At 70.4% G+C, this 21,868-nt stretch carries 22 protein-coding genes; 18 read left to right on the top strand and 4 right to left on the bottom strand.

What is annotated here, in order from left to right:
• The first annotated feature begins 259 nt into the window (after window positions 1-259).
• From AB0K15_RS14645 to AB0K15_RS14615, 7 genes are all read left to right on the top strand, one after another.
• The gene (locus AB0K15_RS14645) at window positions 260-562 is read left to right on the top strand and encodes an urease subunit gamma (protein ID WP_364049536.1); all 303 of its coding nucleotides are present in this window, start codon (window positions 260-262) and stop codon (window positions 560-562) included.
• A 9-nt stretch (window positions 563-571) separates the two neighbouring features.
• Entirely contained in the window at window positions 572-877 is a 306-nt protein-coding gene (locus AB0K15_RS14640; RefSeq protein WP_364049534.1) for an urease subunit beta, read from the top strand.
• A gap of 2 nt (window positions 878-879) precedes the next feature.
• Window positions 880-2,601, top strand: coding sequence for an urease subunit alpha (locus tag AB0K15_RS14635; protein ID WP_364049532.1), 1,722 nt, complete (start codon window positions 880-882; stop codon window positions 2,599-2,601).
• Window positions 2,601-3,287, top strand: a complete 687-nt coding sequence (locus AB0K15_RS14630) for an urease accessory UreF family protein (RefSeq protein WP_364049530.1) — start codon at window positions 2,601-2,603, stop codon at window positions 3,285-3,287. The genes AB0K15_RS14635 and AB0K15_RS14630 overlap by 1 nt, the downstream gene beginning before the upstream one ends.
• A complete protein-coding gene (ureG, locus tag AB0K15_RS14625; RefSeq protein ID WP_364049528.1) occupies window positions 3,277-3,996 on the top strand; it encodes an urease accessory protein UreG in 720 nt (239 codons plus the stop codon). Before AB0K15_RS14630 ends, ureG begins: the two co-directional genes overlap by 11 nt.
• The gene (locus tag AB0K15_RS14620; RefSeq protein WP_364049526.1) at window positions 3,993-4,691 is read left to right on the top strand and encodes an urease accessory protein UreD; all 699 of its coding nucleotides are present in this window, start codon (window positions 3,993-3,995) and stop codon (window positions 4,689-4,691) included. Before ureG ends, AB0K15_RS14620 begins: the two co-directional genes overlap by 4 nt.
• A gap of 497 nt (window positions 4,692-5,188) precedes the next feature.
• On the top strand, window positions 5,189-5,806 hold the full coding sequence (locus AB0K15_RS14615; protein ID WP_364049524.1) for a TetR/AcrR family transcriptional regulator: 618 nt from the start codon (window positions 5,189-5,191) through the stop codon (window positions 5,804-5,806).
• 22 nt (window positions 5,807-5,828) lie between these two features.
• Here AB0K15_RS14615 and AB0K15_RS14610 read toward each other — a convergent pair whose 3' ends face one another.
• The gene (locus AB0K15_RS14610; RefSeq protein ID WP_364049522.1) at window positions 5,829-7,505 is read right to left on the bottom strand and encodes a hypothetical protein; all 1,677 of its coding nucleotides are present in this window, start codon (window positions 7,503-7,505) and stop codon (window positions 5,829-5,831) included.
• 230 nt (window positions 7,506-7,735) lie between these two features.
• On the opposite strand from AB0K15_RS14610, the gene pdxH reads away from it, so the two are divergent.
• From pdxH to AB0K15_RS14590, 4 genes are all read left to right on the top strand, one after another.
• On the top strand, window positions 7,736-8,419 hold the full coding sequence (gene pdxH, locus AB0K15_RS14605; RefSeq protein ID WP_364049520.1) for a pyridoxamine 5'-phosphate oxidase: 684 nt from the start codon (window positions 7,736-7,738) through the stop codon (window positions 8,417-8,419).
• A gap of 238 nt (window positions 8,420-8,657) precedes the next feature.
• Window positions 8,658-9,998, top strand: a complete 1,341-nt coding sequence (locus AB0K15_RS14600) for an MFS transporter (protein WP_364049518.1) — start codon at window positions 8,658-8,660, stop codon at window positions 9,996-9,998.
• Between the two features lie 24 nt (window positions 9,999-10,022).
• Window positions 10,023-10,553 carry a hypothetical protein gene (locus AB0K15_RS14595; protein ID WP_364049516.1) on the top strand — a complete coding sequence of 177 codons (531 nt, stop codon included), beginning with the start codon at window positions 10,023-10,025 and terminating at the stop codon, window positions 10,551-10,553.
• Between the two features lie 38 nt (window positions 10,554-10,591).
• Window positions 10,592-11,962 carry an APC family permease gene (locus tag AB0K15_RS14590; RefSeq protein WP_364049514.1) on the top strand — a complete coding sequence of 457 codons (1,371 nt, stop codon included), beginning with the start codon at window positions 10,592-10,594 and terminating at the stop codon, window positions 11,960-11,962.
• On the opposite strand, the gene AB0K15_RS14585 is transcribed toward AB0K15_RS14590, so the two are convergent.
• Complete coding sequence (locus tag AB0K15_RS14585) at window positions 11,940-12,743, bottom strand: MBL fold metallo-hydrolase (RefSeq protein ID WP_364049512.1); 804 nt, start codon at window positions 12,741-12,743, stop codon at window positions 11,940-11,942. The genes AB0K15_RS14590 and AB0K15_RS14585 overlap by 23 nt on opposite strands.
• Entirely contained in the window at window positions 12,743-13,321 is a 579-nt protein-coding gene (locus AB0K15_RS14580; RefSeq protein WP_364049510.1) for a TetR/AcrR family transcriptional regulator, read from the bottom strand. The genes AB0K15_RS14585 and AB0K15_RS14580 overlap by 1 nt, the downstream gene beginning before the upstream one ends.
• 88 nt (window positions 13,322-13,409) lie before the next feature.
• Between AB0K15_RS14580 and AB0K15_RS14575 the strand changes: the two genes are divergently transcribed.
• Genes AB0K15_RS14575 through AB0K15_RS14565 form a run of 3 tightly spaced genes read left to right on the top strand, consistent with a single transcriptional unit; the run spans window position 13,410 to window position 16,032 of the window.
• Window positions 13,410-14,315: an aldose 1-epimerase family protein gene (locus AB0K15_RS14575; protein WP_364049508.1), complete on the top strand. Its 906-nt coding sequence runs from the start codon at window positions 13,410-13,412 to the stop codon at window positions 14,313-14,315.
• Window positions 14,282-14,800, top strand: a complete 519-nt coding sequence (locus AB0K15_RS14570) for a GNAT family N-acetyltransferase (protein ID WP_364049506.1) — start codon at window positions 14,282-14,284, stop codon at window positions 14,798-14,800. The genes AB0K15_RS14575 and AB0K15_RS14570 overlap by 34 nt, the downstream gene beginning before the upstream one ends.
• A gap of 11 nt (window positions 14,801-14,811) precedes the next feature.
• The gene (locus AB0K15_RS14565) at window positions 14,812-16,032 is read left to right on the top strand and encodes an amidohydrolase (protein ID WP_364049504.1); all 1,221 of its coding nucleotides are present in this window, start codon (window positions 14,812-14,814) and stop codon (window positions 16,030-16,032) included.
• 51 nt (window positions 16,033-16,083) lie between these two features.
• Here AB0K15_RS14565 and AB0K15_RS14560 read toward each other — a convergent pair whose 3' ends face one another.
• Window positions 16,084-17,229 carry an acyl-CoA dehydrogenase family protein gene (locus tag AB0K15_RS14560; protein ID WP_364049502.1) on the bottom strand — a complete coding sequence of 382 codons (1,146 nt, stop codon included), beginning with the start codon at window positions 17,227-17,229 and terminating at the stop codon, window positions 16,084-16,086.
• A gap of 126 nt (window positions 17,230-17,355) precedes the next feature.
• On the opposite strand from AB0K15_RS14560, the gene AB0K15_RS14555 reads away from it, so the two are divergent.
• The 4 genes from AB0K15_RS14555 (at window position 17,356) to AB0K15_RS14540 (ending at window position 21,854) form a co-directional block, all read left to right on the top strand.
• The gene (locus AB0K15_RS14555; RefSeq protein ID WP_364049500.1) at window positions 17,356-17,952 is read left to right on the top strand and encodes a TetR/AcrR family transcriptional regulator; all 597 of its coding nucleotides are present in this window, start codon (window positions 17,356-17,358) and stop codon (window positions 17,950-17,952) included.
• Between the two features lie 41 nt (window positions 17,953-17,993).
• On the top strand, window positions 17,994-18,935 hold the full coding sequence (locus tag AB0K15_RS14550) for a carbohydrate kinase (RefSeq protein ID WP_364049498.1): 942 nt from the start codon (window positions 17,994-17,996) through the stop codon (window positions 18,933-18,935).
• Between the two features lie 191 nt (window positions 18,936-19,126).
• Window positions 19,127-20,443 (top strand): citrate synthase, encoded by a 1,317-nt coding sequence (locus tag AB0K15_RS14545; RefSeq protein WP_364049496.1) that lies wholly within the window; start codon window positions 19,127-19,129, stop codon window positions 20,441-20,443.
• A gap of 70 nt (window positions 20,444-20,513) precedes the next feature.
• Window positions 20,514-21,854: a deoxyribodipyrimidine photo-lyase gene (locus AB0K15_RS14540; protein ID WP_364049494.1), complete on the top strand. Its 1,341-nt coding sequence runs from the start codon at window positions 20,514-20,516 to the stop codon at window positions 21,852-21,854.
• Window positions 21,855-21,868 lie beyond the last annotated feature (14 nt).

Raw genomic sequence — 21,868 nt, 5'->3', positions numbered from 1 at the left:
CGCGCTGACGGGATACACGCAACCTCGGCGCGCCTCATCGCACGGTTGGACAAACCTTGCTCCTCTGCCGAGCCGTGAGCAATGAAAGATGTGGTGGTTTCGGTCACGATTCCGAGAACGATTCAGTCCAGGAAGGCGTGTCACGGCAAGTTCTTCGGCAACGGGCTGTGACCGAGCCCGAGTACACCCGGTGTACCCCAGGTAAATCCTGTGTTTCCGAACCCGGTGTCGCGGCGAGCCCGGTGATACAACCTGTCGCATGCACCTGAGCCCACAGGAACGCGACAAGCTGCTGGTCCACGTCGCCGCCGATGTCGCGCGCCGCCGTCTGGAGCGCGGCGTGCTGCTCAACTACCCCGAGGCCGTCGCGCTGATCACCGACCACGTGCTCGAGGGCGCGCGGGACGGGCTTTCCGTGAGCGAGCTCGCCGCGAGCGGCCGCAAGGTGCTCTCACGTGCGCAGGTGCTCTCCGGAGTGCCCGAAATGGTCGACTCCGTGCAGGTGGAGGCCACTTTTCCGGACGGGACGAAGCTCGTCACCGTGCACGACCCGATCGTCTAGGAGACCCGAGTGCGGCCAGGCGAGATCATCCCCGGCGACGAGCCGGTGGAGCTGAACCCCGGACGGGAGCGCGTGCGGCTGCTCGTGCGCAACCTCGGTGACCGGCCCGTGCAGGTCGGTTCGCACTACCACTTCGCGGCGGTGAACCCGGGGCTCGAGTTCGACCGCGAGGCCGCGCGAGGGCACCGGCTCGACGTGCCGGCCGGGACGTCGGTGCGGTTCGAGCCCGGGGTCGAGCGGGAAGTCGATCTCGTTCCGCTGCGCGGAGACCGGCGGGTGCCGGGGCTGCGCACCGAATATGCCGGGGAGTTCTGAGAATGCCGCAGATCGATCGTGAGCGTTACGCGGAATTGTTCGGCCCCACCACCGGTGATCGGATCCGGCTGGCCGACACGGATCTGCTCATCGAGGTGACCGAAGACCGGTCGATGGGCCCGTCGGGCTCCGGTGACGAGGTGCTGTTCGGCGGCGGCAAGGTCATCCGCGAGTCGATGGGCCAGGGCATGGCCACGCGCGCGGAGGGCGCCCCCGACCTGGTCATCACCGGTGCCGTGATCCTCGACCACTGGGGCGTGGTGAAGGCCGACGTCGGCGTGCGCGACGGGCGGATCGTCGGCATCGGCAAGGCCGGCAACCCCGACACGATGGACGGCGTCGACCCCGCGCTGGTGATCGGCCCGGCCACGGAAGTGCTGTCGGGCAACGGGAAGATCCTCACCGCGGGCGGCATCGACTGCCACGTGCACTTCGTCTGCCCGCAGCTCGTGGACACCGCGCTCGCCGCAGGCCTGACCACGCTCGTGGGCGGCGGCACCGGGCCGAACGAGGGCACCAAGGCCACCACCGTCACACCCGGCGCGTGGAACCTCAGCCGCATGCTGTCCGCAATGGACGGTTACCCGGTCAACGTCCTGCTGCTGGGCAAGGGGAACACCGTCCGGCACGAGGCCCTGCGCGAGCAGCTGGCCGCCGGCGCCGGCGGGTTCAAGCTGCACGAGGACTGGGGCAGCACGCCCGCCGCCATCGACGCGTGCCTCACCGTGGCCGACGAGTCCGGCGTGCAGGTGGCCATCCACACCGACACGCTGAACGAGGCCGGCTTCCTCGAGTCCACTGTGGAGGCGATCCGCGGCCGCTCGATCAACGCCTACCACACCGAAGGCGCCGGCGGCGGGCACGCGCCGGACATCATCCAGGTCGTCTCGCTGGCGCACATCCTGCCGTCCTCGACCAACCCCACGCGCCCGCACACCGTGAACACGCTCGACGAGCACCTCGACATGCTGGTGGTCTGCCACCACCTCAACCCGTCGGTGCCCGAGGACCTCGCGTTCGCCGAGAGCCGGATCCGGCCCAGCACCATCGCCGCCGAGGACGTGCTGCACGACCTGGGCGCAATCTCGATGATGAGCTCCGACTCGCAGGCGATGGGCCGCATCGGCGAGGTGATCATCCGGACCTGGCAGACGGCGCACGTGATGAAACGCCGCCGCGGCGCCCTGCCCGGCGACGGCGCGGCCGACAACCTGCGCGCGCGTCGATATGTCGCCAAGTACACGATCAACCCCGCCATCGCCCACGGCATCGACGCCGAGATCGGCTCGGTGGAGGTCGGCAAGCTCGCGGACCTCGTGCTGTGGGAACCGAAGTTCTTCGGCGTGCGCCCGCACGTGGTGCTCAAGGGCGGCTTCCCGGCGTGGGCGGCGATGGGCGACGCCAACGCGTCGATCCCCACTCCGCAGCCGGTGCTCGCGCGGCCGATGTTCGGCGCCGTGCCGCGCGTGGCCGCCGCGTCGAGCCTCCACTTCGTGGCGCCGGAGGCCCTCGATTCGGGGCTCGCGGAGACGTTCGGCATCAACCGGCCGCTGGTCGCCGTCGCGAACACGCGGGCGCGGACCAAGGCCGACATGGTGCTCAACGACGCGACCCCGGACGTGCGCGTGGAGCCCGACAGCTTCGCCGTGCGCGTGGACGGCGAGCTGATCGAGCCGACGCCGGTGACGGAGCTGCCGATGGCCCAACGGTACTTCTTGTTCTGATGGACCTCTCCGCGCTGATCCTCGCCGACTCCCGTTTCCCCGGGGGCGGCCACGTGCACTCCGGCGGCCTGGAGGAGGCCGTGAGCCGCGGGCTCGTGACGACCGAGGCCGACCTGCCGGGTTTCCTGCTCAGCCGCCTGCGCACGGCGGGCGCGCTGTCGGCCGCGTTCGCCGCGGCCTCGGCCCACGCCGCCGGCCGCGGCGTCCACAGTGGACACTGGCGGCGGCTCGATCAGGAGCTCGACGCGCGGACGCCCTCGCCCGCCCAGCGTGTGGCGTCGCGGGCCCAGGGCCGTGGCACCGCGCGGGCCGGGGCCGTCGCGTGGCCGTCGCCGGTGCTGACCGCACTGCTGGCCGAGACGCCGCGGCCGCACCACCCGATCGTCTGCGGGGCGCTGGTGGGCATCGCCGGTGGCGAGCCTGCCGAGGCCGCGTCCGCCGTGGCGTACCTGGCCGTGAGCGGGCCGGCGAGCGCGGCCGTGCGGCTGCTGGGGCTCGACCCGTTCGCCGTCAACGCCGTGATCGCGCGGCTCGGCGCCGAGGTGCGCGCCGTGGCCGGAGCCGCCGCCGACGTCGCCGGGCTGGACCCGGTGGACCTGCCCGCGCCGGGCTCGCCCGCGCTGGACCTGTTCGCCGAGGCCCACGCCCGGCATCACGAGGAAGAGGTGCGTCTCTTTGCCAGCTGAACACGACCATCACCACGGTCATGGCCACGGTCACGTCCACCCGGTCAGCTTCGATCCGACGAAGACCGAACCGGACCACTACGCCCCCGCCCCGACCGCCGGGCGCGCCTACCGCATCGGCATCGGCGGCCCCGTCGGCAGCGGCAAGACGGCGCTCACCGCGGCGCTGTGCCGCGCGCTGGGCGGCGAGCTCAACCTCGCCGTGGTCACCAACGACATCTACACCACCGAAGACGCCGATTTCCTGCGCAGGGCCGGCGTGCTCGCGCCCGAACGCATCGCGGCCGTGCAGACCGGTGCATGCCCGCACACCGCGATCCGCGACGACATCACCGCCAATCTCGACGCCGTCGAGCAGCTCGAGGAGCGCTTCCCGGCCCTGGACCTGGTCATCATCGAAAGCGGCGGCGACAACCTCACCGCCGTGTTCAGCCGCGGCCTCGCCGACAGCCAGGTGTTCGTGGTCGACGTCGCCGGCGGCGACAAGGTGCCGCGCAAGGGCGGCCCCGGCGTGACGACGGCCGACCTGCTGGTGATCAACAAGATCGACATCGCCCACCTCGTCGGGGCGGACCTCGGCGTGATGACGTCCGACGCGCACCGCATGCGCGGCGAGCTGCCGGTCATCGCCCAATCGCTCGTGGACACGCCGGACGCGCCCGACGTCGCGCAGTGGGTGCGATCGGTGCTGCCGGTGCGCGCGGGGTGAAGGCCCACGCGCGGGTGGTCGCGTGCTTCGAGGACGGCCGGACGGTGCTGCGCGAGCTGCGCTCGATGGCGCCGCTGACGTTGTTCCCGCGCCGCCGCACCGGGCGGGAAGCCGTGGTGCACCTCGTCAGCTCCGCCACCGCGCCGCTGGGTGGTGACGAGCTGCAGCTCGACGTCCGCGTCGGGCCCGGCGCGGTGCTGCGGCTGTCCGGGGTGGCGGCGACGCTCGCGTTGCCGGGGCCGTCCGGTGGCCGCAGTTCGTCCACTGTGGACATCGAGGTGGCCGACGGTGGTGAGCTCGCGTACCTGCCCGAGCCGACGGTCGTGACCGCCCGCGCGGACCACACGGCGGTGCTGCGCGCGACCCTCGGGGAAAATTCCCGTTTCCACACCCGGGAGGTCCTGGTACTGGGCCGCGCGGGTGAACGGCCCGGCCTGCTCACCACGACCACGCACGTGGTTCGCGACGGAATTCCGCTGCTGCGCCAGACGCAGACGATCGGCGACCCGGCACTGGACGCCGGACTGGCCGTGCTGGCGGGGAAGCGGGTGCTCGTGACGGACCTCGAAGTGGGTTTTCCCGCGCGTCCCACGGCTTCAGGCGACTGGTGGGCGCGCACCTCGCCGGCCGCCGGGGTCACGCTCACCACGGCGCTGGCCGAAGACGCGGTGGTTGCCTCGAGGCTGTTGCCTTGAAACGCTTGGGCTGCTAAAACTTCGTGCCTTGCCAGCGCACGTCGACCAGGAACGCCGACGCGGTGTTCCAGCGAGGGGAAGCCCTGCCAGTCCACGTCGGTACCGAGCGCGCGGCGGTGTCCGCGCGCCCTCGCGCACGCCGGACCACAGAACGGCGCGTGCCGCCGTGACGCACCGGTGCAGAACAGCGTTCAAGCGCGAGGTGCAGGGACGATTCCCAGGCGTGGCAACGACTTAGCATTCGGTGATCGCCTGGGGTGGGGCCTGCGCGAGCCGGTGTTCCGCTGCTCGATACCGTGATCGCCGCGGTTCGACGGCGCGACCGGCCGCCGGACCGTGCGCGTGGGCCGCGTTTCGCGAGTGCTCGGCGGAGTGGCCACCGCGATTACCGGAATCAATTTTCGAGCGCTCCCGCGTCCGTTTGATCGGTAATTGGGATTTTCACAAGATGGACGCCGGTGTCGCCCCTGGGCGGCGCGCGGCGGGAAGGAGGGCCGGTGGCCCGTACCTACGGTGGCGTCCCGCCGGAGCAGAGACGCGCCGAGCGCCGGGAGCGGCTGCTGACGGCCGCACTGGAGCTGTTCACCTCGACGGGCTTCCGGCAGGCGAAGATCACCCAGTTGTGTACTCGTGCCGGGGTGTCCACCCGGAATTTCTACGAGGAGTTCGGCAGCAAGGAAGAAGTGCTGCGGACCTTGCACGACCGGATCAACTCGCTCGCCCTCACACACGTCTCCGCCGCGCTGGAGGAGGTCAGGGACGCCGACGCGATGACGCGCATCGCGAAGCTGCTCGACGTCTTCGTCGCCACCGTGACCATCGACCCGCGCATGCCGCGGCTGAACTACGTCGAGGCCGTGGGCGTGAGTCCGGAGCTCGAGGAGCAGCACCAGGTGTGGGTGGACCGCTGGGCCACCTTCATCGAGACGGAGGCGCGCCGCGCGGCCGAGGCCGGCGTCGCGCCCAACCGCGACTACCGCCTCACCGCGATCGCGCTCGTCGGAGCCGCCACGGGTCTGCTGCGCGAATGGCAGGCGCACGAACCACCGCTGCCGGTCGAGGACGTCGGTGCCGAGCTGCGGGCGCTGATGCTCGCGGCGATCACCCGGCCCTGACGTCCCCGACCTCGGTGCGGGGTCAGGCCGGCCTGGGCGTGGGCAGCGGCAGGTCGACCGGCCCCGTGGTGCGGCACAGGTCGTGGCAGGTGCTGTCGAGCGTGCAGCACAGCGAGCAGATCGCCGCGCCCTGCTTGGCGCAGTCGGCGATGTCGGGCAGCTCGTAGGCGTCGCCGCACACCGAGCACGTGTGCGTGGCGCGCGGGTCGGCCTCGACGCCGGGGCCGGACACGGTGTTGGGCCGCGCCAGGTAGTACTTCCCCTTCGTCGCGACGGCCAGCGTCGGCACCAGCACCACGGCGATCACCAGCGCCAGCAGCGGGCTGAACGCCGCGAGCACCGGACCGAACGCGCCGAAGTAGGCCACGATCGACACGGCCGAGGCGACGAGCATCGAGCCGAAGCCCACGGGGTTGACCTTGTGCAGGTACGCGCGCTTGAACTCGATGTAGCGCGGCGAGAGGCCCAGCGGTTTCGCGATCACCAGGTCCGCGCACACGGCGCCGATCCACGCGATCGCGACGTTCGAATAGAAACCCAGGATCTTGTTGAGGAACGCGAACGCGCCGAACTCCATGAGCGCCAGCGCGATCCCGCAGTTGACCAGCACGTACCACGCGCGGCCGGGGTGCTTGTGCAGCACGCGCGAGAAGAAGTTGGCGAACGACAGCGAGCCCGAGTACGCGTTGGTGGTGTTGATCTTGATCTGCGACACGACCACGAACAGGGCCGCGAACGTGAGCGCCACTGGTCCCAGCGCGGGCTTCACTGCCGCCAGGTACGGCGCGATCGGCTCGAGCGCGGCCGCCTTGCCCACCGCGCCGAGCGCGAGGAACGCGAGCAGCGCGCCGCCGATCTGCTTCGCCGCGCCGAGAACGACCCAGCCCGGGCCGGCGGCGAGCACGGCGGCCCACCAAGAACGCTTGTTCTCCGCCGTCTTCTCCGGCATGAACCGCAGGTAGTCGGCTTGCTCGCCGATCTGCCCGATCAACGACAGCGCCACGCCCATGCCGAACCCGAACCCGACAGCCGAGAACCCGGCGCCCGCGCCCTCGGTGCCGCCGAAGGACGCGAAGTCGGCGAAGCGGCCCGGCTCGCGCACCAGCACCACCACGAACGGCAGCACCAGGCCCGCGATCCACAGCGGCTGCGTCCACGTCTGCATCTTCGCGACCGCGCCCATGCCGTACAGGGCGAAGGGCAGCACGATCAGCGTCGCGAGCAGGTAGCCGATCGGCAGCGGGATGCCGAGCGCCAGCTCGAAGGCCTGGCCCATGATCGAGCCTTCGAGCGAGAAGAAGATGACGGTGAAGCTGGCGTAGACCAGTGACGTGAGCGTCGACCCGAAGTAGCCGAAGCCGGCTCCGCGGGTGAGCAGGTCCATGTCCACGCCGTACGTTGCGCAGGCGCGCGCGATGGGGACACCCGTCACGAAGATCACGACGGCCGCGGCGAGGATCGCCAGCACGCCGGACGTGAAGCCGTAGGAGAGCACGATGCTGGCGCCGATCGCGAAGTCGGCGAGGTAGGCGATGCCGCCGAGCGCGGTGGTCGCGACCACGAGCGGGGACCAGCGGCGGAACGAGTGGGCGGCGAACCGGAGCGAGTAGTCCTCGCGGTTCTCGTTGGCGGCGAGAGCTGTGTACGTCCGCTGCGGCTTCGTGGTGCCTTCGCCGGTTTCGGACAGGGTGTCGGTCAAGGCCTGCCTCCAGACGGTGGGGAGGCCAGACGCTAGGCCGCGCCTTTATCGATCAGGGTCCGCAAGGTAACCCGGGGGTTACGGTTCGGGGTCTTGTGGTTACGGCCTGGTGAGCACCAGAGGGTGGCAGGAGTCACCGTTCGGTGGGTTTCGCCGCAGCTGAGGACCCAATACCGTCGGCGGATACCGATGAGTCGACACCCTCACCAGGGGTACGGAGGTTGGGGCCCATGATGCCGGAGACCGACGAGGTGGCCGACGTAGCCGACGCGGTGGTCCGGCTGCCCGGCATGCGGGTGGCCTACGACGGCGCCCCGTTCGACGAGACGGCGCTCGCGGCCACCTGGACCGAGCAGCTGCAGAACTGGCTGAGCCAGGCGATCTCCGAGGGCGTCGCCGAACCCAACGCGATGGTTCTCGCCACCGCGGACCACGAGGGCCACCCCTCGTCGCGCACGGTCCTGTGCAAGGGGCTGGATGAGCGGGGCGTGGTGTTCTACACGAACTACACGTCGGCGAAGAGCCACGACCTCACGGCCACGCGGTACGCGTCGGCGACCTTCCCCTGGTACTCGCTGCAGCGGCAGGTGACGGTGCGCGGGGAGGTCGAGAAGGTGGGCTCCGCGGAGACGGCTGCGTATTGGGCGCAGCGGCCGCGGGGATCGCAGCTGGGGGCCTGGGCTTCGCCGCAGTCGCGGATCGTGGACGGCCGGCGGGCGTTGGACAACGCGCTGCGGGGGATCGAGCGGCGGTTCGAGGACGTGGAGCGGATTCCGGCGCCGCCGCATTGGGGTGGGTGGCGGATCCGGCCTGACTTTGTCGAGTTCTGGCAGGGGCGGGAGGACCGGATGCATGACCGGTTGAGGTTCAGGCGGACGGATGATGGGTGGCAGGTGGAGAGGTTGGCTCCCTGATCTGCTGTTGGGTGGGTGTCCGCTGGGTGCTGGTCGTGGATTGCTTGCGGTTTTGAGCTTGGTGGGGGCGCACCCCGATCTTTGATTGTGAAGGGCGCGGGGATCGAGGTGCAGGGGCGGGGCTGGGTGCGTGGGTGGGGTGCGTTGTCGGCCGGCGGTTGTGTGGTGGAAAAGACAAAACGGGCGGCGATCAAAATCACCCGCGGGGAGATAGTTAGCGCGGCTAAGATAGTGAGTCGTGAGTTCTGATCCGGGGTCGTCGCGCCCCCGTCGCGGGGCGCGTGGAGTCCTCGGGCGCATTGTGGTCGATACGCGCCCGTTGAAGATTCCGGCGTTTCGGCGGTTGTGGGTGTCGACGGCGGTGACCGCGGTCGGGTCGCAGCTGACGGCCGTGGCGGTGCCGAAGCAGGTGTTCGACCTGACCGGGTCGTCCGGGTACGTGGGGCTGACCGGGGCGGTCGCGCTGGTGCCGCTGCTGGTGTTCGGGTTGTGGGGCGGGGCGATCGCCGATGCGGTCGACCGGCGGAAGTTGCTGCTGGTCACGAACATCGGGGTGGCGGTGTCGTCGGCGCTGCTGTGGTTGCAGGCCTTCGCGAATTTTCACTCCGTGACGCTGGTGCTCGTGTTGCTGGCGGCCAACCAGGCGTTTTTCGCGATCAACATGCCGACGCGTGGCGCCGTCGTGGCGCGGCTGGTGCCGCCCGAGCTGCTGCCGTCGGCCAACGCGCTGAACACGACGATGTCGACGTTCGGTGCGGTGTTCGGGCCGCTGTTCGGTGGGGCGCTGATCCCCGTGATCGGGCTGTCGACGCTGTACCTCGTCGACGTGTGCGCGTTGATGATCACGCTCATCGCCGTGTGGCGGCTGCCGCCGATCCCGCCGCTGAACGGGCCGTCGCGGCGCGCCGGGTTCGGCGACGTCGTCGACGGGTTCCGCTACCTGGCCACGCAGAAGGTGCTGCTGGCGTCGTTCGTCGCCGACATCATCGCGATGGTCGCCGGCATGCCGCGCGCGCTGATTCCCGAGATGGCCGAGCGCACGTTCGGCGACCCGCCGGGCGGCGGTCCGGCGCTGGGCCTGCTCTACGCGGCGCTCCCGGCCGGCGCGATGCTGATCGGCCTGTTCTCGGGCTGGCTGCACCGCGTTTCGCGCCAGGGCGTGGCCGTCGTGGTCTCCATCTGCCTGTGGGGCGCGGCGATCGCCGCGTTCGGGCTCGCGCACTCGCTGTGGCTCGCCGTGATCTTCATGGCGCTGGCCGGCGGCGCCGACATGGTCAGCTCCGTCTACCGCCAGGCCATCCTCCAGACCGCCACCACCGACGAGATGCGCGGCCGCCTCCAGGGCGTGTTCACGGTCGTCGTCGCCGGCGGTCCGCGGCTGGCCGACCTGACGCACGGCTGGGCCGGCGCCGAATGGGGCACCGAGGCCGCCGCGACGGGCGGGGGGCTGCTGGTGATCGTTTTGGTGCTCGCGTCGATGCTGGTGCTGCCCGCGTTCTGGCGCTACCGCGCGCCCAGCGGAGGGGCCCGGCCGGAGCCGGTCGCGGCGGCGGGCGCCGAACCGGTCGCGGGGGACTAGTCCAAACGGCCTAACATGCCGGGCATGCGTGTTTACCCGGTCGCCCTGTTGCTCACCGCCGCCGCGCTCACCGCCTGCTCCTCGGGTGAGCAGCAGGCCGCTCCGCCGCAACCGTCCGCCACGAAGCCCGCGCCGCCGGGTTCGACGTGCTCGCTGCTGTCGGCCAGTGAGGTCGGCAACGCCATCAAGATCCCCGGCGTCACCTCGAAGGTCGGCCCGAACCAGGAGAACGCCGGCAATGGCGGCAAGGCCACGAGCTGCGAGTACCTCGTCGGCGACAAGCAGGCCGGCGCGCTGGCCGTGACCCGCTACGAGGGCCGCCAGGCCGACCCGGCCGCGATGGTCGCGGCCATCAAGAAGGCCAAGCCGGGCGCCGTCGATGTGCCGGGCTTCCCCAACGGCGCCGTGTACTACGTCGACGAGCAGAAGACCGCGACGCTCGCCACGGCCGAAATCGTCAAGGGCGTGCCCGTGCTCGTCAACTACACCGGCCCGGTGAAGATGACCCAGCAGATGATGATTCCGCTGGTCAAAACGGCTGTCACCGCCGTCTGACTTTCGCGAGGCAGCCGGACAAGGCAGACTATTCGCCCATGACGGACGTTAGGGCGGACGGTCCGCAGGTGGGTGGGCCGGGTCTGCGACGCGTGATGGGGCCGAAGCTCCTGTTGTTCTTCGTGGTCGGCGACATCATCGGTACGGGGATCTACGCGCTGACCGGCCAGGTCGCCGGCCGGGTCGGCGGTGCGCTGTGGCTGCCGTTCCTGCTGGCGTTCGTGGTCGCGTTCATGACCGCGTTCAGCTACCTGGAGCTGGTCGGCAAGTACCCGCGAGCCGCGGGCGCTGCGCTGTACACGAACAAGGCGTTCGGGGTGCCGTTCCTGACGTTCATGGTCGCGTTCGCGGTGATGTGCTCCGGGATCACGTCGGCGTCATCGGCCGCGGTCGCGTTCGGTGCGACGTACCTGGCGGCGTTCGTGAAGCTGCCGATGGTGCTGGTCGGGATCGTGTTCGTGATCGCGCTGGGGCTGATCAACTTCCGCGGCGTGGGCGAATCGGTGAAGGCCAACGCGGTGCTCACCTGCATCGAGCTGTCCGGTCTGCTGATCATCATCGGCGTCGGCGTGTGGGCCGTGATCAACGGTGCCGGCGAGCCGTCCCGGCTGGTCGAGATCAACACGGCCGACAAGACGTGGCTGGTGGCGATCACGTCGGCCACCTCGCTGGCCTTCTTCGCCATGGTCGGCTTCGAGGACTCCGTGAACATGGCCGAGGAATGCCACGACCCGGTGCGCATCTTCCCGAAGGCCATGCTCTGGGGCATGGTGGTCGCCGCGACGATCTACGTGCTGGTCTCCATCACGTCGTCGCTGCTCGTCCCGGCCGACGACCTGGCCGCGGCCAAGAGCAGCGCGCTGCTCACCGTGCTCGACGTCGGCGCCCCCGGCTTCCCGCGCGAAGTCTTCTCGGCCATCGGCCTGTTCGCGGTCATCAACTCGGCGCTGATCAACATGCTCATGGCCAGCCGCCTGCTCTACGGCCTGGCCAACGAGCGCGTGCTGCCGTCGGTCTTCGGTCGCGTGCACCCGACGCGGCGCACGCCGTGGGTGTCGATCATCTTCACCAGCGCGATCGCGATCCTTCTGGTGTCGTTCGTGGACATCAGTGCGCTCGGCGGGACCACGGCGCTGCTGTTGCTGGTGGTTTTCGCCATCGTCAACATCGCCCTGCTCGTGCTGCGCAAGGACAAGGTCGAGCACAAGCACTTCCGCGCGCCCACGGCGATCCCCGTGCTGGCCGCGATCTTCTGCCTCTACCTCGTGAGCCCGCTGTCGGGCCGGCCGGCGAGCGACTACACCGTGGGGGCGATCCTGCTGGGCGTGGGCGTGATCCTCTGGTTCGTCAACTGGCTGGCCAAACGTGGCCTGGATCGGCGGGACCTCAGGCGCGAGCGGGTCGGCTGAGGCGTTCGAAGTCGGTGAGGTCGTGGGCGGCGAAGATGGTCACGTCGCTCGTGCGCCGCAGCTCGCGCAGCCGCTGCTGGTTCGCCCGCCGGGCCTCGGGCAGCGTCTGGACCATGCGTTCGAACAACGCGAGTGCCGGCGGAATGTGGGCCGGTTCGTCGATTTCGGAGTGGAAGAAGTAGGCGTCGCCGGCGTTGAGGAGCCAGCCGGTGTCGGTGTGGACGGCGATGCCGGCGTGGCCGGGGGTGTGGCCGGCCAGGGGGATCAGCGCGACGTCGGGGACGATTTCCTTGACGGCGGAGAAGCCGAACCAGTCGTCGCCGGCGTCCTCGTGAGGAGTCCACTGTGGACCGTGGGCGAACTGGATCCTGCGGTACCGCTTGTTCCCGGCGTGGTAGGCCGCGAGCTCGGCCGCGTAGACGTGCACGCGCGCCTGCGGGAAGTCCACGAGGCCACCCGCGTGGTCGAGGTCGAGGTGGGTCAGCACGATGTCGCGCACGTCCGCCGGGTCGAAGCCGAGGGCGCGGATCCGGCTCACGGCCGTTTCCTCGGCGCGCGACACAGGCTTGGACAGGGTGAGGAACCGGCGGCCCAGCCAGCGTTCCGGGTCGGCGACGGCGGGCGTGCCCATGCCTGTCTCGATCAGCACGAGGCCGGTGTCGGTCTCGAGCAGCAGGCAGTGGCACACGAGCGTGGCGTGCCGGAACAGCCCGGGGCGGCCGTCGACGAGCCGGCCGCCGATCGGTGTCATGGTGCCGCAGTTCAGGTGGTGCACGCGCATCAGGCGAACTCCCTCTCGACAGTGGTGTGCAAGTGCGCGGCGATGTCGCGCAGGGGCGTGGCATCGCGGCGGGTCTTGGCGAACAGCAGTGCGCCCTCGATCGACGCGAGCACCACCGTGGCCAGGGAGCCGGCGCGTTCGGCGGGCAGGCCTTCGCGCGTGAAGTACTCGGCCAGCCGCGTGTGCCAGTCGGCGTAACCGTCCTCGCAGGCCTCGCGGATCGGTTCGCTCTCCGCGGCGGCCTCCAGCGCGACTGTCGCAAGTGGACACCCGCGCCGGAAGCCGGATTCGGTGAGCGAGACGGCGAGGGTGTCGACCACCGCGTCGATCGCCGACGCCGGGTCCGGCGCGGCGGCGACCACGGCGGTCAGCACGTCGGCGACCCGTTCGCTCGAGAGTCGCACGGCCTCGGCTGCGAGCTGTTCCTTGCCGCCGGGGAAGTGGAAGTACAGCGAACCCTTCGGGGCCCCGCCCGCGGCGACGAGCTGCGTGAGGCCGGTGGCGTGGTAACCCTGCGCCTGGAACAGCTCGGCGGCGGAGTCGAGCATGCGGCGGCGGGAGTCGGTGCGGCGGACCATGCGGCTCACCGTAGCTCAAACTATGACGACCGGTCTAGTTAGTTTGACCGGCCGCATCCACCTGGTGTCCGCCGGTAATGTCTGCGGCATGGCCAACCCCACCGGAGAGCAGTTCGAAATCACCCGCGGCAGCGCGCGCGCCATCGTCACCGAGATCGGTGCCGGGCTGCGCGCGTTCGAGGTCGGCGGCGTGCCCTACGTCGAGGAGTTCGCGGCCGACGAGCAGCCGCCGAAGGGCCTCGGCCAGGTGCTGCTCCCGTGGCCGAACCGCACGAAGGGCGGGGAGTGGGAGTTCCAGGGCGAGAAGCAGCAGCTGGAGATCACGGAAGCCGCGCGCGGCAACGCGATCCACGGCCTCACCCGGCACAAGGAGTGGGAGCTGCTGGAGCACGCCGAGTCGTCGATCACGCTCGCGGTCGACGTCGAGGTGCAGCCGGGCTGGCCGGTGCCGTTGCGCGCCACCATCACCTACGACCTGCAGCCGCGCGAGCTCACGATCACGCACGAGATCCGCAACGAGGGTGAGCAGCCCATCGGCGTCGGCGTGGGCACGCACCCGTACTTCCGCATCGGCGACGTGCCGACGGACGAGCTGACGCTCACGCTGCCGGCTTCGCGCGTGCGCCCGTACGTCGGCGACCAGCAGATGCCGTACGCGGACGAGCAGGATGTCGCGGGCACCGAGTACGACTTCCGCGGCGGCCGGGTGCTCGCGGGCGTCGACCTCGACACGGCCTTCGGCTCCCTTTCCCTCGCCGACGACGGCACACACCACCACGTGCTCTCCCACGAGGACCAGCAGCTGGTGGTCTGGACCGGTCCCGACTTCCGCTGGGTGCAGGTGTTCACGCCCGACGACCTGACCGGCCGCGGCCGCGCCGTCGCGCTGGAACCGATGACCTGCCCGGCCGACGCGCTCAACGCCGGCACCGACCTGATCGAGCTGGAGCCCGCGACGTCGTGGACCGGCAGCTGGGGCATCCGCGTCCGGTGACCGTGTCGCCCGAGCTGCTGACCGAGGCCGACGCCGGTGAGCTGCTCACGCTGCAGCGCGCCGCGTACCTCAGCGAGGCCCGCGCGCACGCCAACTTCGAGCTCCCGCCGCTGGTGGAGCCGCTGGAAAGCGTGCGCGCGTCGCTCGCCGACCCCGCGTTGCCGGTGTGGGGTCTGCGCGCCGGCTCGCGGCTGATCGCGACGGTGCGGGTCCGCGTGAACGGCGACGTCGGCGAGGTCGGCCGGCTGGCCGTGGCGCCGGACCGGCAGGGCGAGGGGCTCGGCACCGCGTTGCTGCTCGCGGCGGAGGAGCTGGCTCCCGCGGAGGTCACGCGGTTCCGGCTGTTCACCGGCGAACGCTCCGCGGGGCCGCTGCGGCTGTACGCGAAGCTCGGCTACCGCGAGACCCACCGCAGCCCCGAGGCGGACTACCAGCTCATCCACCTGGAGAAACCCCGCGAACACGCACCCGCGGCAATTCGTTAGCGTGTCGAACTATGGCTTCTAAGGCGATTGTGGGGGGCTACGTCGTCCCCGTCGGTGCGGCTCCCATCGAAGACGGCACCGTGCTCATCGAAGACGGCCGGATCGTCCAGGTCGGCGCCGCCGCCGACGTGGACGTGCCGGAAGACGCCGAGCTCGTCGACGCGTCCGGCAGCTGGGTCCTGCCGGGCTTCATCGACGCGCACGCGCACCTCGGCGTCCACGAGGACGGTGAAGGCTGGGCCGGCAACGACACCAACGAGATGACCGACCCGAACGGCGCCCGCTTCCGTGCGGTCGACGGCATCGACCCGTACGAGCCGGGCTTCGACGACGCGCTGGCCGGCGGCGTCACGAGCGTGGTGATCAAGCCGGGGTCGGGCAACCCGATCGGCGGCCAGACCATCGGCGTGAAGACGTGGGGCCGCAGCATCCTTGACATGACGTTCGCCGAGCAGGTGAGCGTGAAGAGCGCCCTGGGCGAGAACCCGAAGCGCGTGTACGGCGACAAGAAGCAGACGCCGTCGACCCGCCTCGGCGTGGCCGCGATCCTGCGCGAGGCGTTCACGAAGGCCCGCAACTACCAGGCCAAGCGCGCGCACGCCCTCGAGGAAGGCAAGCCGCACGAGGTCGACCTGACACACGAGACGCTGTCGAAGGTCCTCGACGGCGAGCTGTACTGGGACCAGCACGTGCACCGCGCCGACGACATGGTCACGGCCATCCGGCTGGCCGACGAGTTCGGCTACAAGCTCGTGATCAACCACGGCACCGAGGGCCACCTCATCGCCGACCTGCTGGCCGAGCGCGGCGTGCCCGTCATCCTGGGCCCCCTGTTCACCACGAAGTCCAAGGTCGAGCTGCGCAACCGCTCCCTGCGCTCGGCCGGCATCCTGGCCCGCGCGGGCGTGAAGATCGCCATCACCACCGACCACCCCGTGGTGCCGATCAACTTCCTCGTCTACCAGGCGGCCCTCGCCGTGAAGGACGGCCTGGACCCCGAGACGGCGCTGCGCGCCCTCACCGTGCACCCGGCCGAGATGCTCGGCCTCGACGACCGCATCGGCTCGCTGGCGCCCGGCCTGGACGCGGACGTGGTCCTCTGGTCGGGCGACCCGCTGGACGTCATGAACCGCGCCCTGCGCGTCTTCGTCCGGGGCCGCGAGGTCTACCACTACGACGAATCCACCGGCGAAGGCGTCGCGGCGGACCGCCGGTACCGCGAAACCCGCTGACCTGTGCGTGGGTGCTGCCCGCTTCGGCCGGCGGCACCCACGAAACGGGGGCTAGGAAGCCTTCAACGCCCTCGCGATCACCATGCGCTGGATCTGGTTCGTCCCCTCGAAGATCTGCGGGACCTTGGCCTCGCGCATGTAGCGCTCCACCGGGAAGTCGCGCGTGTACCCCGACCCGCCGAGGACCTGGACGGCGTCGGTGGTCACCTTCATGGCGCCGTCGGTGGCGACGAGTTTCGCGATGGACGACTGGCGCTGGAAGTCGAGGCCGCGGTCGCGGCGGCGGGCGGCGTCGAGGTAGGTCGCGCGAGCGGATTCGACGGTGGCGGCCATGTCCGCGAGCAGGAACTCCAGGCCCTGGAACTCGATGATGGGCTTGCCGAATTGCGTGCGGCCCTTGGCGTAGGCCACGGCCTCGTCCAGCGCGGCCTGCGCCAGGCCCACGGCGCACGCGGCGATGCCGAGGCGGCCGGAGCTCAGGGACGACAGCGCGATCTTCAGGCCCGAACCCTCGGCACCGATCCGGCGCGAAACCGGCACGCGCGCGTTGTCGAAGATCATCTGGGCCGTCGGGGAGCCGGTGAGGCCCATCTTGCGTTCGCGAGCCGCGGCCGAGAGGCCCGGAGTCGACGAGTCGACGAGCAGGCACGAGATGCCGTGGCCGCCGTCGTCGCTCGTGCGGACCATGGTGGTGTAGAAGTCGGCGACGCCGGCGTGGGTGATCCAAGCCTTGGTGCCGTTGACCACGTAGTCGTCGCCGTCGCGGCGGGCGCGGGTCGACAACGCGGCCGCGTCGGAGCCGGCCTGGGTCTCAGACAGGGCGTACGCGCCCAGCAGTGAGCCGCCGAGCATGTCCGGCAGCCACTGCCCGCGCTGCTCGTCGGTGCCGTAGTTGGCCAGCGCGTAGCAGGACATCGTGTGCACCGAGAGGCCCACGCCGACCGTCATCCACGCGGCGGCGATCTCCTCCAGCGCCTGCAGGTACACCTCGTACGGCAGGTCGGCGCCGCCCCAGCGCTCGGCGTACGGCAGACCCAGCAGCCCGGACTTGCCCAGCAGCGTGAACGCGTCGCGCGGGAACTCCTCGGCCTCCTCGGCCGCCGCGGCACGGGGCTTCAGCTCGTCGCGCGCGATCTCCCTGACCAGCGCGAGCAGGTCCTCCGCCTCGGGCGTGGGCAGCAAACGGTCCGCCGGCATGGCTCCTCCAGTGGCAGGAGTACTGAAAACAGTACTGTGGGACGTTTCAGAGTACCGTACGGAGGTGGGAGCTGTCCTGACTTCATGAGGGATAGTGACGCGATCAGGAAAGCTGGTGGCCCCCCGATGGCAGTACAGTCCGAACCCGAAGGTCGCCGTCGTCCGACGGCGCGGCAGCAGGCGTTGCTCGCCGAGCTGGAGACGCTGTTCCTCGCGGAGGGTTTCGCCGGCTTCACGCTCGACGACCTGGCCGCCCGCCTGCGCTGCTCCAAGTCGACCCTCTACGCGCTCGCCCCCAGCAAGGAGCAGCTCGCGGTGAAGGTCGTCGCCCACTTCTTCCGGGGCGCCGCGAAGCGCATCGAGACCCGCATCGAGGGCATCGACGACGCGCGCAAGCTGATCGGGGAGTACCTCGCCGGCGTCTCGGAGCACCTGAACCGCGCGTCGCCCGCGTTCATGACCGACATCGCGCAGTTCGAGCCGGCCCGCGACACCTACCAGCTCAACAGCCGGGCCGCCGCCCGCCGCATCCGCGCGTTCATCGACAAGGGCGTGGCCGACGGCGTGTTCCGCGACGTGCACGCCCGCCTCGTCGCCGAGATGACGGGCCTGATCGTCGAGGGCATCCAGACCGGCGTGCTCGGGCGCCGCACCGACGTGTCGGACGCGGAGGCGTTCACCGCGCTCGGCGAGCTCCTGCTCGGTGGGTTGAACAAGGACTGAGGACAGGATTTGTCACGGGCAGGTCCTCTACACTCGCGCTCGTGATCGTGGTGGGTGGAGAGGCGCTGGTCGACCTCGTACCGGGTGAACCGTTGGACTCCAATGTGGACGGTGGGCTGCGTGCTCTGCTGCCACGGCTGGGCGGCGGGCCCTACAACGTCGCGCTGGCCGCCGCACGGCTCGGTGTGCCGGCGTCGTTCCTGTCCCGCGTGTCCACCGACCGGTTCGGCGTCGCGCTCGTCGACCGGCTCGTCGACTCCGGCGTGGACACCTCGCTGCTGCAGCGCGGCGACGAGCCGACCACGCTCGCCGTGGTGGCACTCGACCAATCGGGTGCCGCGCGTTACACCTTCTACGTCGAGGGCACGGCCGACCGGCTCGTGACCGACCCGGGCACGCTGCCCGACGAGGCCACCGCGCTTTCGCTCGGCACGCTCGGCCTGGTGCTGGAGCCCGGCGCCGGCGCGTACGAAGCGATGCTGCGCCGCGAGGCCGCGCGCGGCACGCTCACCGCGCTCGACCCGAACATCCGCGAGGCGCTCATCGCCGACCCGGCCGCCTACCGTGCACGGTTCGCGTCGTGGCTTCCCGATGTCCGGTTGCTGAAGATCTCCGACGACGACGCGGCGTGGCTCACCGAAGGAGCCGATCCGGTGGCAGCCGCGAAGACGTGGGTCGAGTCCGGTGTGGACGCGGTCGTGCTGACACGCGGCGCCGAAGGCCTGTCCGTGATCACCGCCGCAGGTGAGCTGGCCCACGTGCCTTCGCGGCGGGTACCGGTGGTCGACACGATCGGGGCGGGCGACACCGTGCAGGGTGCGCTGCTGGCGTGGCTGCACGCCCGCGAGGTCCGTGACCTGGCCGCACTCGACGCCGACGCGTGGCGCGAGGCTCTCGGCTACGCCGCGAAAGCGGCCTCGATCACCGTCTCCCGCAGTGGCGCGGAGCCGCCGACGGCGCGGGAAATGGCTTCCACCGTGTGAACCTGGTCCCAAAGGGGCTATTGGGGGCAACGCAGCGGCTGCGCGCACACCCTTATTTCGACTAGCGTAGGGGGGAATTCATACCCCAGCGGGGCGGTGTGCAGCGAGGCGCGTGTTTCCTCGCGTGAACACGTGGCTACCTGTGGAACGTACAGGCGCCGCCGGCCCGTGCCAACGTGAGAGGGACCTGCATGTCCGACGCGACGAATGCGGGGCAGTCCGGCGGCGAAACCGCGACGCTGCGCCTGCCGAGTGGCGAGCACGAATTCAAGGTCGTCCACCCGGTGGAGGGTGCACCCGGGATCGAGCTGGGGAAGCTGCTCGCGCAGACGGGGTACATCACTTACGACCCCGGGTTCGTGAACACCGGTGCCGCGTCGTCGGCCATCACCTACATCGACGGTGATGCGGGCATCCTGCGCTACCGCGGGTACCCGATCGAGCAGCTCGCCGAGAAGTCCAGCTTCATCGAGGTGTCCTACCTGCTCATCTACGGTGAGCTGCCCACCGAGGCCCAGCTCGCCGACTTCACCGAGAAGATCCAGCGGCACACCCTGCTGCACGAGGACCTCAAGGCCTTCTTCTCGGGCTTCCCGCGCGACGCGCACCCGATGCCCGTGCTCTCGAGCGCGGTCTCGGCGCTGTCGACCTTCTACCAGGACTCGCTGAACCCGTTCGACGAGCCCAACGTGGAGCTGTCCACCATCCGCCTGCTCGCGAAGGTGCCGACCCTGGCTGCCTACGCGTACAAGAAGTCCGTGGGCCAGCCGCTGCTGTACCCGGACAACTCGCTGGGCCTGGTGGAGAACTTCCTGCGGATGACCTTCGGCTTCCCCGCGGAGCCGTACGAGGTGGACCCGGCCGTCGCCAAGGCGCTCGACCTGCTGTTCATCCTGCACGCCGACCACGAGCAGAACTGCTCGACCTCGACGGTGCGCCTGGTCGGCTCGTCGGAGGCGAACCTGTTCGCCAGCATCTCGGCGGGCATCAACGCCCTGTTCGGCCCGCTCCACGGCGGTGCCAACGCGGCCGTTCTCGACATGCTCGAGGGCATTCGCGACGAGGGCGGCGACGTCGCCTCGTTCGTGAACCGCGTGAAGAACAAGGAAAAGGGTGTCAAGCTCATGGGCTTCGGGCACCGGGTCTACAAGAACTACGACCCGCGCGCGAAGATCATCAAGAACACCGCCGACGAGATCCTCGGCAAGATCGCGGGTGGCGACCAGCTGCTCGACATCGCCAAGAAGCTTGAGGAGACGGCGCTTTCCGACGACTACTTCGTCGAGCGCAAGCTGTACCCGAACGTGGACTTCTACACCGGTCTCATCTACCGGGCGCTCGGGTTCCCGACGAAGTTCTTCACCGTGCTGTTCGCGCTCGGCCGGCTCCCCGGCTGGATCGCGCACTGGCGCGAGATGATCAACGACCCGCAGACCAAGATCGGGCGCCCGCGCCAGATCTACACCGGTCACGCGTCGCGCGACTACAAGTCGATCTCGGAGCGCTGAGTCCCGCTTCCGAACCGCTCCGAACGCCCCGCCGTGCAGCCGCACGGCGGGGCGTTTAGCGTTGGCGGGTATGACGAGCGTGCTGTGGTTCCGGCGAGACCTGCGGCTCGGCGACCACGCGGCGCTGCTGGCGGCCGCGGAGGCCGGCGAGCCGGTGCTGGCGTTGTACGTGCTCGACGAGAAGCTGCTGAAGCCGTCGGGCGCGCCGCGACGGGCTTTTCTGGTGGGGTGTCTGGAATCGCTGGGCGCCGCGCTGGACGGCCGGCTGATGGTGGTGCACGGCGATCCGGTGCGGGAAGTCGTGCGGGTGGCGCGGTCGGTGGGTGCTTCGGCGGTGCACGTGAGCGCCGATCACGGGCCGTACGGCCGTCGCCGCGACGATGCAGTGGCGGAGGCGTTGGCGGAGCACGACATTTCGTGGGTCGCCACGGGCTCGCCCTACGCCGTGGCGCCCGGGCGGGTGACCAAACCGGACGGTGACCCGTACCGCGTGTTCACGCCGTTCCACCGCGCGTGGACGCGACACGGGTGGCGGCGGCCGGCGGACACGGGTGCGTCCCTTGTGGACTGGGTCGAACCCGCCGCGTCGCGGAAGCTCCCCGCGCTCCCGGACCTCGGCGAGATGGCGTTGCCTTCGCCGGGCGAGGCGGCGGCGCTGTCGGCTTGGCACGACTTCCTCGACTCGGGCGTGCGTTCCTACGCCACCGACCGCGACCGCCCCGACCGTCCGGGCACGACGCGGATGTCGCCCTACCTGCGCTGGGGCGCCATCCACCCGCGCACGATGCTCGCCGATCTGTCGGGTGACTCCAGCGACGGCGCCCAGGCGTTGCGCTCGGAGCTGTGCTGGCGCGAGTTCCACGCGGACGTTCTGTGGCACCGCCCGGAAACCGCCCGCGAGAACTACGACTCCCGCTTCGACCGCATGGACCACGACTCCGACTCGGACGCGTTCGACGCGTGGTGCGCCGGCCGCACCGGCTACCCGATCGTCGACGCCGGCATGCGCCAGCTGCTCGCCGAGGGCTGGATGCACAACCGGGTCCGGATGGTCGTCGCGAGCTTCCTCGTGAAGGACCTGCACCTGCCTTGGTGGTGGGGTGCGCGGCACTTCATGCGGCACCTCGTCGACGGCGATCTCGCGTCCAACCAGCTGAACTGGCAGTGGGTTGCCGGCTCGGGTACTGACGCGGCTCCGTACTTCCGCGTCTTCAACCCCACCACGCAGGGGGAGAAGTTCGACCCGGACGGCGACTACGTGCGGCGTTATGTGCCGGAACTGCGTGGGGTGTCGGGGAAAGCGGTGCACAAACTGAAGGATCGTCCGGAGGACTATCCGGCGCCGCTGGTCGACCACGCGCACGAGCGGCAGGTGGCGTTGGCGCGGTACGGGGCGATCACCGGGTCCTGAGTGGACGGCCCGGA

This window comes from Amycolatopsis sp. NPDC049253 (genome assembly GCF_040678995.1).
In the GTDB taxonomy this organism is placed as follows: domain Bacteria; phylum Actinomycetota; class Actinomycetes; order Mycobacteriales; family Pseudonocardiaceae; genus Amycolatopsis.
Note: the sequence above shows the minus strand (reverse complement) of the source record. Positions and strands in the feature narration are given on the sequence as shown.